Origin of the sequence: Paraburkholderia agricolaris, assembly GCF_009455635.1 — a bacterium.
Taxonomy (GTDB): domain Bacteria; phylum Pseudomonadota; class Gammaproteobacteria; order Burkholderiales; family Burkholderiaceae; genus Paraburkholderia; species Paraburkholderia agricolaris.
In genome coordinates, this window is the sequence record NZ_QPER01000001.1 from 3628909 (window position 1) to 3642663 (window position 13755).

The 13755-nt window shown below is 64.1% G+C and carries 9 protein-coding genes; 5 read left to right on the forward strand and 4 right to left on the reverse strand.

What is annotated here, in order from left to right; all coding sequences use genetic code 11:
* The first annotated feature begins 52 nt into the window (after positions 1 to 52).
* Together GH665_RS16000 and GH665_RS16005 are read left to right on the forward strand one after the other, a co-directional pair.
* Complete coding sequence (locus tag GH665_RS16000; protein ID WP_153136664.1) at positions 53 to 811, forward strand: SDR family oxidoreductase; 759 nt, start codon at positions 53 to 55, stop codon at positions 809 to 811.
* An 84-nt stretch (positions 812 to 895) separates the two neighbouring features.
* Positions 896 to 2215, forward strand: coding sequence for an MFS transporter (locus GH665_RS16005; RefSeq protein ID WP_153136665.1), 1320 nt, complete (start codon positions 896 to 898; stop codon positions 2213 to 2215).
* Between the two features lie 167 nt (positions 2216 to 2382).
* Here the strand turns inward: GH665_RS16005 and GH665_RS16010 are convergent, their stop codons facing one another.
* The 3 genes from GH665_RS16010 to hemC are packed head-to-tail and all read right to left on the reverse strand — an operon-like array spanning position 2383 to position 6610.
* A complete protein-coding gene (locus tag GH665_RS16010; RefSeq protein WP_153136666.1) occupies positions 2383 to 3573 on the reverse strand; it encodes a heme biosynthesis protein HemY in 1191 nt (396 codons plus the stop codon).
* A 2-nt stretch (positions 3574 to 3575) separates the two neighbouring features.
* A complete protein-coding gene (hemDX, locus tag GH665_RS16015; protein ID WP_153136667.1) occupies positions 3576 to 5594 on the reverse strand; it encodes a fused uroporphyrinogen-III synthase HemD/membrane protein HemX in 2019 nt (672 codons plus the stop codon).
* The gene (gene hemC, locus GH665_RS16020) at positions 5594 to 6610 is read right to left on the reverse strand and encodes a hydroxymethylbilane synthase (RefSeq protein ID WP_153136668.1); all 1017 of its coding nucleotides are present in this window, start codon (positions 6608 to 6610) and stop codon (positions 5594 to 5596) included. Before hemC ends, hemDX begins: the two co-directional genes overlap by 1 nt.
* Positions 6611 to 7027: 417 nt before the next feature.
* Between hemC and ppc the strand changes: the two genes are divergently transcribed.
* Positions 7028 to 10156 (forward strand): phosphoenolpyruvate carboxylase, encoded by a 3129-nt coding sequence (ppc, locus tag GH665_RS16025; protein ID WP_153136669.1) that lies wholly within the window; start codon positions 7028 to 7030, stop codon positions 10154 to 10156.
* A gap of 150 nt (positions 10157 to 10306) precedes the next feature.
* Here ppc and GH665_RS16030 read toward each other — a convergent pair whose 3' ends face one another.
* Complete coding sequence (locus GH665_RS16030; protein ID WP_153136670.1) at positions 10307 to 11059, reverse strand: class I SAM-dependent methyltransferase; 753 nt, start codon at positions 11057 to 11059, stop codon at positions 10307 to 10309.
* 201 nt (positions 11060 to 11260) lie between these two features.
* Between GH665_RS16030 and GH665_RS16035 the strand changes: the two genes are divergently transcribed.
* Both GH665_RS16035 and argH read left to right on the forward strand, forming a co-directional pair.
* Positions 11261 to 12073, forward strand: coding sequence for a helix-turn-helix transcriptional regulator (locus GH665_RS16035; protein ID WP_153136671.1), 813 nt, complete (start codon positions 11261 to 11263; stop codon positions 12071 to 12073).
* A 148-nt stretch (positions 12074 to 12221) separates the two neighbouring features.
* Entirely contained in the window at positions 12222 to 13628 is a 1407-nt protein-coding gene (argH, locus tag GH665_RS16040; RefSeq protein WP_153136672.1) for an argininosuccinate lyase, read from the forward strand.
* Positions 13629 to 13755: the final 127 nt, after the last annotated feature.

Genomic DNA, 13755 nt, shown 5'->3' on the forward strand with positions numbered 1-13755 from the left:
CACGGCACCGCGGCAGCACGCATCACCATCCACAACAAACAACGGAGACATCATGCGGTTGACAGGTAAAACAGCCATCGTCACGGGTGGCGGCTCGGGTTTCGGCGAAGGCATCGCGAAAACCTACGCGCGCGAAGGCGCAAATGTGGTGGTCAACGATCTGAACGGCCCGGCGGCCGAACGGGTGGCGAGTGAAATTGCGCTGGCCGGCGGCAAGGCGATCGCGGTGGCCGGCAACGTCACGCTGCGCGAGGATTGGCAGACACTGCGCGAGGCCGCGCTCGAAGACTTCGGCAGCGTGCAGATCGTCGTCAACAATGCCGGCACCACGCATCGCAACAAGCCGGTGCTCGACGTGACGGAGGCCGAGTTCGACCGTGTCTATGCGGTGAACGTCAAAAGCCTCTACTGGAGCGTGCAGGAATTCGTGCCGTATTTCCGCGAGCAAGGCGGCGGGAGCTTCATCAATATCGCGTCGACGGCCGGCGTGAGGCCGCGTCCGGGACTCGTCTGGTACAACGGCAGCAAGGCTGCGGTAATCATCGCCAGCAAGTCGCTCGCCGTAGAGTTGGGGCCGAACCGTATTCGCGTGAACTGCGTGAACCCGGTCATGGGCGAGACAGGGCTGCTGTCGGAATTCATGGGCGTTGAAGACACGCCGGAGAACCGCAAGCGTTTTCTCGCCGGCATTCCGCTCGGGCGTTTCTCGACGCCGCAGGATATCGCCAACGCGGCGCTGTATCTCGCCTCGGACGAAGCCGAGTTCATCACCGGCGTGTGCCTCGAAGTGGACGGCGGGCGCTGCGTGTAAACGCCAAGCAAACCAAACCATTCAGCAAGGCTAGAATCGCGATCGACGGCGGTACTTCATTTCCACAAGAAAAGAGGAGACACCATGGCTAGTCCCGCAGATCCGCTCCACCATCCCGGCGCGGGTGCGCCACCTTCCACGTTCGAAGAAGCGACCTACCGCAAGGTCACCTGGCGGCTCGCGCCGCTCCTGATGCTCTGCTATGTGGTCGCGTATCTCGACCGCGTCAACGTCGGCTTCGCCAAGCTGCAAATGACCACCGATCTGGGCCTGAGCGATGCAGTCTACGGCTTCGGTGCGGGGATTTTCTTCATCGGTTATTTCATCTTTGAAATTCCGAGCAACGTGATCCTGCACAAGGTCGGAGCGCGCGTGTGGATTGCACGGATCATGGTGTCGTGGGGCGTGATCTCCATGCTGACCATGTTCGTCACCACGCCGGCCATGTTCTACGTGATGCGCTTCCTGCTCGGTCTCGCCGAGGCGGGCTTCTTCCCTGGCATCATCCTGTATCTCACATATTGGTATCCGGCGCATCGCCGTGGCCGCATGACCACCTGGTTCATGACGGCGATCGCGTTGTCCGGCGTGATCGGCGGTCCGGTGTCGGGCTATATCCTGAAGAGCTTCAACGGCATGAACGGCTGGCATGGCTGGCAGTGGCTGTTTCTGCTCGAAGGCATTCCGTCCGTGATCGTCGGGATCTTGGTGTTCGTGATACTCGACGACCGCGTCGCGAAAGCGAAGTGGCTCACCAAGGAAGAGAAGGACTTGCTCGAGCGTCAGGTGTCGGCCGAAGAGGCCACCAAGCACGACATGCCGATTCGCCAGGTGCTCACGAGCGGCCGCGTGCTGATGCTGAGTCTTACGTACTTCTCGTTCGTGATGGGCCTCTATGGTGTGAGCTTCTGGCTGCCGACCATCATCAAGGCGACCGGCGTGACGGATGCGTTCATGATCGGCCTGCTGTCGGCGATTCCGTTCGCGGCGGCGGTGATCGCAATGGTGTTCGTGTCGCGCAGCGCCGACCGCATGCGCGAGCGGCGCTGGCATATCGCCTTGCCTGCCTTCGCCGGGGCAATCGGCCTCGTGCTCTCCGTGGTATGGGCGCACAACACGGTGCTGGCGATGGCCTCGCTCACGCTCGCGACCATGGGCATTCTGACCACCCTGCCGCTGTTCTGGAGTTTGCCGACCGCAATCCTCGCCGGCACGGGCGCGGCGGCCGGCATCGCGATGATCAATTCGATCGGCAATCTGGCGGGCTTCCTCAGCCCGTACGCGGTCGGCTGGCTAAAGCAGGCGACCGCCGCGAACGACTCCGGCATGTACATGCTGGCGGCATTCATGATTCTTGGCGGTTTGCTGGCGGTCAGCGTGCCGGCGAAGATGGTCAATAAGTAAAGCGGCTCGCCGAACGAAGTAACACAGGAACCTCCGTCGAACCACAAGCATTACCTCATGAATCACGCTTGACGCTTCAACAAAAAACCCCCGCCGTCTTGCAACGCCGGGGGTTTTTTCTGACTGACTCGCCGCATGATCAAACACGTGCCGCGGCGATCAAAGCATCAAACGATATTCATCGCCAACGCGCTTTCACGATAATGCTCGCTTGCCTTATCGGAATCGCCAAGCTGTTCATGCAAACGCGCCAGCGCGCGATGCGAACGAATCTTCAGTGTCTCGTTGTCGGCCAGTTTCAGCGCGCGTTCGAGGAACGATTGCGCCTTGCCCCACAACTGCTGATGCAAACACAAGCGGCCCAGCGCGAACATCAGATCCGCGTCTTCCGGACGATCCTTCTGCCACCCTTCGGCCTTCTGGATCAGCGGCAACGCGTCGCCACCGGTCGTGTCCGGATAACGGCGCAGCAGACGCGCGTCCCAGTTCTGCGCGAGCGCTTCTTCGACGATCTTGCGCGCTTCCTGCGGACGATTCAGCGACACCAGCAGTTCGGCGGCGAGATCGGCAAGACGCGGCGAATGACGCTCCGTGGCCGACAGCGAATTCCACAACTCCAGCAGCGCATCAGCGTTATGACGCCGGTCGCGCAGCAGGTTCTCCGCCGCGAGCTGACGCAAGCGCACCGCCACCGCCGGATGGATCGCTTCGCGCTTTTCCAGTGTCTTGACGAGCTTGAGCACTTCACCCCAGTTCTTCAATTGCTGTTGCGCACGCAACATGATCTGCTGCGCGTGAATGCGCCGCGCGCCCTGCGATTGCATTTCGGTGAGCGCGCTCAGCGCGCCGTCCGCATCGCGGCCATCGGCACGCATGTCGGCGGTCGCCATCAGGCGCGCGTCCTGCCAGTCGGCCTCGTCGATCTGCGCGAGCCATTCGTCGCGCCGCGCGTACTCGTGCATGCGATGCGCCGCGGTGGCCGCGATCAAACCGGCCGCGCCCTTGTTGTCGCCGTTCGTGAGTGAATCTTTCGCGGCTTTCTCAGCGCGCGAGAAACGCCCCGCGTACAGATTGCCGATCGCGTCACGCAATGCGGCGTGCGCCTTCGCAACACGCGAGCGCGCGCGATAGGCCGCCACGCGCTGCGGCATGCGCCAGATATTGCGCACGATGCGCAGCAACGCGTAGATCAGGATGAACAGCACCACCAGCCCGACCACGAACAGATTCAGCGAGATGTCGACGCGATACGGCGGGTAGATCAGCAGCACCTGCCCCATATCGAAGCGTCCGACCACCGCCAGCACCACCGCGATCGCGAACAGTAACGCGAGCCATAGAAGTCCCCGGATTGCCATGATTAACCTCGGCTCCGGTATTGATTGACGGCCTGCAGGCTGGTGTTCAGATTCGGCAGCTCAACCGCGGCCGAGCCCGCATCCACCTGCTTGACCAGATCGATCACAGTCTGGGTTTTCTTCGAGGTATTGTCGAAGTAGCGCGTGAGTGCGGCCTGCGCCGCCTGCAGATCGGACTTCAGCGTGGTCTGGTTGCGCGAAAGCAGGGCAAGCCGTGCCGACAGCAAACGCAGTTTCAGATTCTCGCGCAGGAAGTAGCCTTGATCGGGCGTGACGAGCATGGCGTCGGCGTTGTCGATACGGCGCACCTGGACGAGACTCGTCAATTGCTGGCCGATGCCGGTCGTGACTTCGCGCCACCAGACTTTCCAGCGCGGCTCGCCGGTGGCCGCGGCTACCTTCGCCGTGTCGGCCCAGGTGGCGGCCTTCGGCGTGGCGTGCGCAATCGGCGCCTCGCCGGAGAGCGGCAGGCTGTCGACCTGGTCGATAGCGTTGTCGAGCTTGATCGCCATACCCGTCAGATCCGTGGACGGCGCGGCCTTCAGCTTGTCGATGTCTTGCGCGATGGCCTTGCGCACCGTAACGGCCTGCGGGCTATCCGATGCGGCAAGCCGCGTGTCCGCGCTTTGCAGCGCGAACAGCGCGAGTTGTGTATTGCCGGTGAGCTGCAATTGCTGGCTCGCGGCCGACAGCATCTGGCCGACTTCGGCCATGGTCCAGTCGTCGCGATTGCGGGCGAGATCGGTGTATTGCTGTTGCAAGGCCTGCTGCGCGGTTTGCGCATCGGCGAGCTTGCCTTCGAGTTGCGCGACCTGCGCGTCCGACTGTTTAACCGTGGCCAGCGCCTGATCGGTCTTGATGCGCAACTCGTTGGTCTGCGCGTCGTTCGCCTGCTGGCGTTGCGCGAGTTGCTGCTCGGTGCGCTCCACCTTGCGATTGAGCGCATAGCCGCCCACCCCCGCCGCACAAGCGATGATCACGACGACAAACCACAGCAGCGGTCCGCTCGCGCTGCGGCGCTTTTGCGCTTCGTAGGGCGTGAAGGGTGGATTCGGCGGCAACGCGCTGGTTGCGGCCGGCTGGGGTGAAGCGTTCGTGGATGCGTTCGTTTCAGTCATGCGTGATTTAGCCGGTGAATAAGCCGGGTTGGTCGGTACCGGTTGGACTACGGTCGGCACGGCAGCAAGCAAGGCGCGGGCAATGCGATCGTCGCCCGCGCCGGACACCGTAATGCTATCAAAACCCAATGCCCGCGCGGTCTGCGCGATGCGGGGGTGGGGCGTGACCAGGTTGGCGTGCTTCAGTTGCACGATTTCATCCGCAGTCAGATGCTCCTGCGCGAGCTCGTGCAAATTGCGCACCCCTTCCGAACTGGTGAGCAGCCATGCGTGCGGCGCGCCGGCCAGCAGCGCGTGCACGCGCGTCCAGCCGCCGATCGACGGTTCCGGCACGAGGCGGCGATAGGCCGCCACCGTTTCGACTTCCGCGCCCGCTTCGCGCAAGCGGTCGGCCAGCCATTCGCGGCCGCCGTCGCCGCGCACGATCAGCACGCGCTTGCCTTCGAGGCTCGTTGCGCCAAGCGCTGCGTCGAGCGCCGCGAACAGACCTTCGGAATCGAAGCGCGCCGTATCGTCATCGGATCCGGACGGCGGGCTGATGACGGTGTAGGCCGGCGCGGCGACGCCATGCCGTGCGAGCGCCTGCACACTGCCCGGCCCGACAACGCCGATCGGCAGCGCATGCGGCCAGATCGTATCGCGGCGGGCAAACGCGTGATCGACCGCATTGGGCGACACGAACACGACCAGTGCATAGCGCTCGAGCGCATCCAGCGCGGCGCGCAACGGCGCTTCGTCGGTAACCGGCGCAATGTCGATCAGCGGAAAGTCGAGCACGGCAACGCCCGCCGCCGCGAGTTGCGCGGCTAACTCGTTTGATTGACCGGCCGGTCGTGTAATCACGACCGTGAACGCCGCCTTGTCGACGGCAGGGGATGCGTTGCCCGGGATTTCGGCCGCCATCACTCGCCGGTCGCCGCGCTATCCGGCGCGCCGTCTGCCGACGCTGCCGCAGGACCGCTAGCCGTACTCAACGCACGGACGATGTCCATCGCACCTTGCTGTTCGAGCGCGCTCGCCACTTCCTCACCAAGCGCAATCGCGCGCTCGACGGTGGGCGCCGGCGCCGATGCCTGCGCGCTCAACACACGCTGGCCGTCAGGCGTGGCGACGATGCCGCGCAGATGCAATGCGCCGTCATGCCATTGCGCGTAGGCCGCGAGCGGCACTTCACAACTGCCGCCGAGGGCGCGCGAGACCATCCGCTCCGCTTCGACGGCCGCTGCCGTATGTTCGTGATGCAGCGGCGCGAGCCATGCCGCGAGGTCCGCGCGATCGGCGCGAATCTCGATGCCGAGCGCGCCCTGGCCGGCTGCGGGCAAGCTGTCTTCCGGATCGAGATTCGCGCGGATGCGCTCGCCGAGACCCAGACGCTTCAAACCGGCCGCGGCCAGAATGATCGCCGCATAGTCGCCGCGGTCGAGTTTCGCGAGGCGGGTGTCGAGATTGCCCCGCAACGGGCGCACCACGAGGTGCGGATAACGCATGCGCAGCATGGCCTCGCGACGCAGGCTGGAGGTCCCGACCACGGCGCCGGCCGGCAGCGCGGCAAGCGAGTCGTAAGTGTTGGAAACCAGCGCGTCGCGCGGATCTTCACGCTCCATGATGGCGGACAGCGCAAAGCCCGCGGGCAATTCCATCGGCACGTCTTTGAGCGAATGCACGGCCAGATCGGCGCGGCCGTCGGCCAGTGCCGCTTCCAGTTCCTTGACGAAAAGGCCCTTACCACCAACCTTCGACAAAGTGCGATCGAGAATTTGATCGCCACGTGTCGTCATTCCGAGGATTTTTACGTCACAAGATGGATATAATTTGTGCAGCGCACATCGCACATGCTCCGCCTGCCACATGGCAAGGCGGCTTTCTCGCGACGCAATCACAAGCGTGTGGGGTGGCGTAGAAAACGTCTCGGTGTTCATTAGCTTGCTGATTGAATGACGGGGTGTAATAACAATCAATGTTAGCACGCGCCCTTGTGTCTCAAGGCACAGCGGAGCGCCGTGCCGGCGCGGTATCGATGGAGGAGACGGGCCTCGGCGCAGCGCGCCTGCCCCATCCCTGCCTGTTCAAGCACGGTCGTTCGCGCACCGGAGCGCGGCATGCGGGATGATGCAATGCGGCGCAACGTGCCTGGCAGACAGGCCAGGCATCTCGTGCGCTTTGTGCAAATCTTTGCGCAAATGCTCGCGGTCCCCTCTCCGGCGTGTTGTCATCGGCGGCCATCGGCCGCATACCGCTTCGTACTGGTTTCGCGCAGTTCACGTTGCAACTCATACGCAGTTCCGCAGTAGCAGTTCATCACTCAACAGACCCTGGCTTCCCTGAGGAAACCCATCGTGACGTCTTCCGGATCGGCGCGCCCTGCCCGCCGCAACACTGCATCGCCCAACGCTCAAGCGGCCGACGCCGCCGCTTCTGCTTCTGCTTCCGCCGCCACGGCTGCCCAGTCCGCCCCGGCCAAACGCGCCGGCAAAGCTGTCAAGACAAGCCAGCCTGCCAACGTCGCCAAAACCGCCAAGTCTGCCAAGTCCGCCAAAACCTCCGCGAAGGCCAATAAAGCGGTGAAGGACGTCAAGACAGAGAAGGTAGCGCAAGCGCCCAAGCTGCAAGCCGTTTCGCAGGATACGGTCGCGCACGCGCCGAAAAGCAGCGCCCGCACGCGCGAAGACAAGGATCATCCGCTGTTTCAGGACATCCGCTATCTGGGACGCCTGCTAGGCGACGTGCTGCGTGAGCAGGAAGGCGACGCGGTGTTCGACGTCGTGGAAACGATCCGTCAGACCGCCGTGCGTTTTCGCCGTGAAGACGACAACGCCGCCGCCCAGACGCTCGACAAGAAACTGCGCTCGCTGAGCCCGGAACAAACGGTCAGCGTGGTGCGCGCGTTCAGCTACTTTTCGCATCTTGCGAATATCGCCGAAGACCGTCACCGCAATCGCCGTCACCGGATTCACGCGCTGGCCGGCTCGACCTCGCAACCGGGCACGATGGCGCATACGCTCGAGCGGCTCGTCGCCGCGGGCGCCGCGGCAACGCCGGTTCTGCAGCAGTTCTTCAACGAAGCGTTGATCGTGCCGGTCCTGACCGCGCACCCCACCGAGGTGCAGCGCAAGAGCATTCTCGACGCACAGCACGACGTCGCGCGCCTGTTGGCCGAACGCGATCAGCCGTTGACCGACCGCGAGCGCGCGCACAACGAAGCGATGCTGCGCGCCCGCGTCACGTCGCTGTGGCAAACGCGCATGCTGCGTGATTCGCGCCTCTCCGTGGCCGACGAAATCGAAAACGCGCTGTCGTACTATCGTGCCACCTTCCTCGAAGAAATCCCGGCGCTCTACGCCGATATCGAAGAAGCGCTCACCGAACACGGTATCGACGCCCGCCTGCCGCCGTTCTTCCAGATGGGCAGCTGGATCGGCGGCGACCGCGACGGCAACCCGAACGTCACGGCCGAAACGCTCGAGAACGCAATTACCCGCCAGGCCGCGGTGATCTTCGAGCACTACATGGAGCAGGTGCACAAGCTGGGCGCCGAATTGTCGGTGTCGAACCTGCTGGCCGGCGCGAGCGATGGGCTCAAGGCACTCGCCGCCGCGTCGCCCGACCAGTCGCCGCACCGCACCGACGAACCGTATCGCCGCGCGCTGATCGGCATGTACACACGGCTCGCGGCAAGCGCCCGTGTGCGTCTGGGCGAAGGCAGCGTGCCGGTGCGCAGCGCCGGCCGCGGTGCGGCGCCGGTACGCGCGATACCGTATGACGATTCCGCCGAATTCGTGCGCGACCTGCACGTGCTGATCGATTCGCTTGCCGCGCACCATGGCGCGCCGCTCGCGGCACCGCGCCTGTCGCCGCTCGCGCGCGCCGCCGAAGTGTTCGGCTTCCATCTGGCGAGCATCGACTTGCGCCAAAGCTCGGACATTCATGAGGCCGTGATCGCCGAGTTGCTGAAGCGCGCAGGCGTCGAAAACGACTATGCGTCGCTCGCCGAAGAAGACAAGCTCAAGGTGCTGCTCGCCGAACTTTCGCAGCCGCGCCCATTGCGCCTGCCCTACGCCGAGTACTCCGATCTCGTGAAGAGCGAACTCGGCGTGCTTGAAGAGGCCCGCGTCACGCGTGAAAAGTTCGGCCTGCGCGCGGTACGCAACTACATCATTTCGCACACGGAGACCGTCAGCGATCTGGTCGAAGTCATGTTGCTGCAAAAGGAAACCGGCCTGCTGCAAGGACGTTTGGGTGACGCGAACGACCCGGCGAGAGCAGGCTTGATGGTGATTCCGCTGTTCGAGACGATCCCCGACTTGCGCAACGCGCCGCACATCATGCGTGATCTGATCGCGCTGCCGGGCATGGATGCCTTGATCGAACATCAAGGCAACGAACAGGAAGTGATGCTCGGCTATTCGGACAGCAACAAGGACGGCGGCTTCCTGACGTCGAACTGGGAGCTGTATCGCGCCGAGCTGGCGCTGGTGTCGCTGTTCAATCAACGCGGCGTGACGCTGCGCCTGTTCCACGGCCGGGGCGGCACGGTTGGCCGTGGCGGTGGCCCGACGTATCAGGCGATTCTGTCGCAGCCGCCGGGCACCGTCGACGGCCAGATCCGTTTGACCGAACAAGGCGAGGTGATCGCCAGCAAGTTCGGCAATCCGGAAATCGGCCGGCGCAATCTGGAAACGGTAGTGGCCGCGACGCTCGAAGCGTCGTTGTTGCCGCACGGCATTGCGCCCGCGCAACTGCCGGCCTTCGAAGAGACCATGCAACAGTTGTCCGACGCGGCGATGGCGTCGTATCGCGCGTTGGTCTATGAAACGCCGGGCTTCAAGGAGTATTTCTTCGAGTCCACGCCGATCTCGGAGATCGCCGAGTTGAACATCGGCAGCCGTCCGGCTTCGCGCAAACTGCAGGATCCGAAGCAACGCAAGATCGAAGATCTGCGGGCGATTCCGTGGGGCTTCTCATGGGGCCAATGCCGTTTGCTGCTGACCGGCTGGTACGGTTTCGGCAGCGCGGTGGCCGCGCATCTGGACAGCGCGCCGAGCGACGCCGAGCGCACCCGCCGTCTTGCGCTGCTCAAGAAGATGCACAAGACCTGGCCGTTCTTCTCGAACCTGCTCTCCAATATGGACATGGTGCTGGCGAAGACCGACCTCGCGGTGGCCTCGCGCTACGCTCAGCTTGTATCGGACAAGAAGCTGCGCAAGCACGTGTTCGAGCGGATCGTCGGGGAATGGGAGCGGACCTCGAAGGTGTTGTCGGAGATCACCGGCAAGAGCGAACGGCTCGCGGAGAATCCGCTGCTCGCGCGTTCGATCAAGAACCGCTTCCCGTATCTCGACCCGCTCAATCACTTGCAGGTCGAGTTGCTCAAACGTCACCGTGCGGGGGATACCAACGCGCGCGTGCGGCGCGGGATTCACCTGACCATCAACGGGATTGCGGCGGGCTTGCGCAATACCGGCTAACGCTTGCTGGTTGCGATGTGGCGGAGGTGCGGCGTGTTGCACCCCGCTGTATTAGCTTGATTTAACCTGATGCACTGCGGCGGAATGTCGGTCTCGGCATTCCGCCGTTTTCTTTTGGCGCGGCTTATTGCACGCCGTTGCCTGCCGCGCTTACTGCGCCTCGACCATCAGCGCGTCGAGCTTGAACGAACCGTCTTCCTGCACATCGAAATACTGGCGCACCTCGTCGGGCGAATTGCTCCACAACGAGCGAATCGCCACCACCCGTGGCTCCGGCGTGCGCATGCGCGCCACCCACGAGCTGAACTCGATCGCGATGCGCCAACGCTCACGAATCGATGCCTTGAAACCGGCCGCTTCGAAGAACGCAATCCATTCGTCAGCGCGGTAGTCGCGAATGTGCGAGCCGTCGCGCAATACTTCGACTGCCTGAATATGCGTGTCGAGCAGCGGATGATCGGCGCCGGCGATGTCGATGAACAACACCTTGCCGCCAGGCTTCAACACGCGCCGCACTTCGGCCAGCGCGAGCGGCACGTCGTGCCAGTGATGCGCGCTCATCCGGCTGATGATCCAGTCGAACGAATGGTCGTCGAACGGCAGCGTTTCCGCGGCGCCTTGCTGCGTGCGAATGTTGGCGAGGCCGCGATCCTTCGCCGCGCCGTCGACCGTCGCCAGCATTTGCGGCGCGATGTCGTACGCGACCACTTCCTTTGCATGCGGCGCCGCCGCGAAACTCGCGTGACCCGCGCCGCAGCCCATGTCGAGCACCCGGGCACCCGGCGTCGCCGCGATCGATTCGGCCAGCGTCTGCAGGTCGGCGCCGGTGGCATGCGTCTGACTCGTCAAATACGCGGCGGCGGTCGAGCCGAAGGCGTCGGCGACCTGATCGTGATGCTTCATGGAAGACTCCCGTTGTCTATGTGGGGTTGGATTGGGCTTGGGCCGGGTTGGTCTGAACGACGCTGGGTCGTTCCAACCGTTACCGTTACAATAGAACCGGTCGTGTACCAGTACAAGTTAAGCAATTATTCTGGTATCAATAGCACCACCCCGGCACTACCCCGACACCACCCCGCTTCCTCCAAGCGCAGCCCGACAAGAATGACCACGCCGCCCTCCGCCGACCACCCGCCGCCACTCGACGCCACGCCTGCCCGCGCGCTTGGCGATTTCATCCGCGCCCACCGTGAACGGCTCACGCCGCAAGCGCTCGGCCTGCCGCCCGGCCCGCGCCGCCGCACCCCCGGCTTGCGGCGCGAAGAAGTCGCGCAACTGTGCGGCGTCAGTCCGACCTGGTACACGTGGATCGAACAGGGCCGCCCGGTCTCCGCTTCCGCCGAGGCGCTGGCGCGGATCGCCGTGGCATTGCAACTGTCGCGCGCCGAGCGGGCGTATCTGTTCGAACTGGCCGCGCAGCGCGACCCGGCCGAGCCCGATCCGGCCGCCGCCGACGCTCCCGCCACCCTGCTCGAAACCGTGCAGCTCGTGAACGCCCCGGCTTACGTGCTCGACCGTCAGTGGAACGCGCTGGCGTGGAACGCGCGCGCCGCCGACCTGTTCGTCGGCTGGCTGGACGGCACCCACGATCGCAATCTGCTGCGCTACACCTTCACCGAACCGGCCGCGCGCGAACTGATCGTCGACTGGGAAACGCGCGCGCGACGCCTCGCCGCCGAATTCCGCGCCGACTCGATTCGTCATCTGAACGACGCGCCCACGCGCGGGCTGATCGACTCGCTCACCGCCGCCAGCGACGCGTTTGCGCGTTTCTGGGCGTCGCAGGACGTCGGCGGCCGGGAAGGCGGCCGGCGCGAATTCAACCATCCGCGCGACGGCCGCATCATCTATGACCAGATCACCTTCAAGCCCGCGCATCGCGAGGATCTGAAGCTGGTGGTGCTGGTGCGGGAATAGCGGTGCTTTTGCCTGAGCGGCCTTGGGGCGGGCGGCATCTTTGATGCGGTCCGCCAGTGTTAAAATCCCTGTCTTTCGCTCATTCCGATGGCGCCCGCCCTGTACGCAAACGCCGTCAGCGTCCTCACCTCGTTCAAAGCCCAACACCATGACGTCCCAACTGCACAAAAAAGGCGAAGCCTGGTCGGCTCGCTTCTCGGAGCCGATGTCGGAGCTCGTCAAACGCTACACGTCGTCGGTTTTCTTCGACAAGCGTCTGGCGCTCGTCGATATCGAAGGGTCGCTCGCGCACGCCTCGATGCTGGCCGCGCAGAAGATCATCGCCGCCGACGACCTCGCCGCGATCCAACGCGGCATGGCGCAGATCAAGGGTGAAATCGAGCGAGGCGAGTTCGAGTGGCAACTCGATCTGGAAGACGTCCACCTGAACATCGAAGCGCGCCTGACCGCGCTGATCGGCGACGCCGGCAAGCGTCTGCACACGGGCCGCTCGCGTAACGACCAGGTCGCGACCGACATCCGCCTGTGGCTGCGCGGCGAGATCGACCGCATCGGCGGGCTGCTGACGGAGCTGCGCACGGCCCTGCTCGACATGGCGGAGAAGAACGCCTCGACCATCATGCCCGGCTTCACGCACTTGCAGGTGGCGCAGCCGGTCACGTTTGGCCATCACCTGCTGGCCTACGTCGAAATGTTTTCGCGCGACGCCGAACGCATGATCGATTGCCGCAAGCGCGTGAATCGCCTGCCGTTGGGTGCGGCGGCTCTCGCCGGCACGAGCTATCCGATCGACCGTCACGCGGTGGCGAAGACCTTGGGCTTCGACGGCATCTGCGCAAATTCGCTGGATGCGGTGTCCGATCGTGACTTCGCGATCGAATTCACGGCAGCATCCGCGCTGGTGATGACGCACGTGTCGCGCTTCTCGGAAGAACTGGTTTTGTGGATGAGTCCGCGCGTCGGCTTCATCGATCTGGCCGACCGTTTCTGCACCGGCTCGTCGATCATGCCGCAGAAGAAGAACCCGGACGTGCCCGAACTCGCGCGTGGCAAGACGGGCCGCGTGAACGGTCATCTGATCGCGCTGCTCACGTTGATGAAGGGCCAGCCGCTCGCCTACAACAAGGACAACCAGGAAGATAAGGAACCGCTGTTCGACACCGTCGATACGGTTGCAGACACGCTGCGCATCTTCGCTGAAATGGTCGCGGGCATCTCCGTGAAGCCGCAAGCCATGCGCGACGCCGCGTTGCAAGGCTTCTCCACGGCCACCGATCTCGCCGATTACCTGGTCAAGCGAGGTCTGCCGTTCCGCGACGCGCACGAAGCCGTGGCGCTGGCGGTTCGCGTGTGCGCCGATCGTGGCTGCGATCTGGCCGACCTGACGCTGGAAGAAATGCGTCAGGAACTGCCGAACGTCGCGCATCTGATCGGCGACGACGTGTTTTCGTATCTGACGCTCGAAGGTTCGGTGGCCAGCCGCAACCATCCGGGCGGCACGGCGCCCGAGCAGGTGCTTGCCGCGGTCAAGGCCGCACGGGAAGCGTTGAAGTAATGTAACGGTAAGGCGCGGCACAAAAACAAAGGCGAACTCATCAACGAGTTCGCCTTTTTTGTTTCGTGACCGGACTGATCGATTGCGCAAAGTACCGCGCAAAAAAAGAAAGCCCGCACGAAGCGGG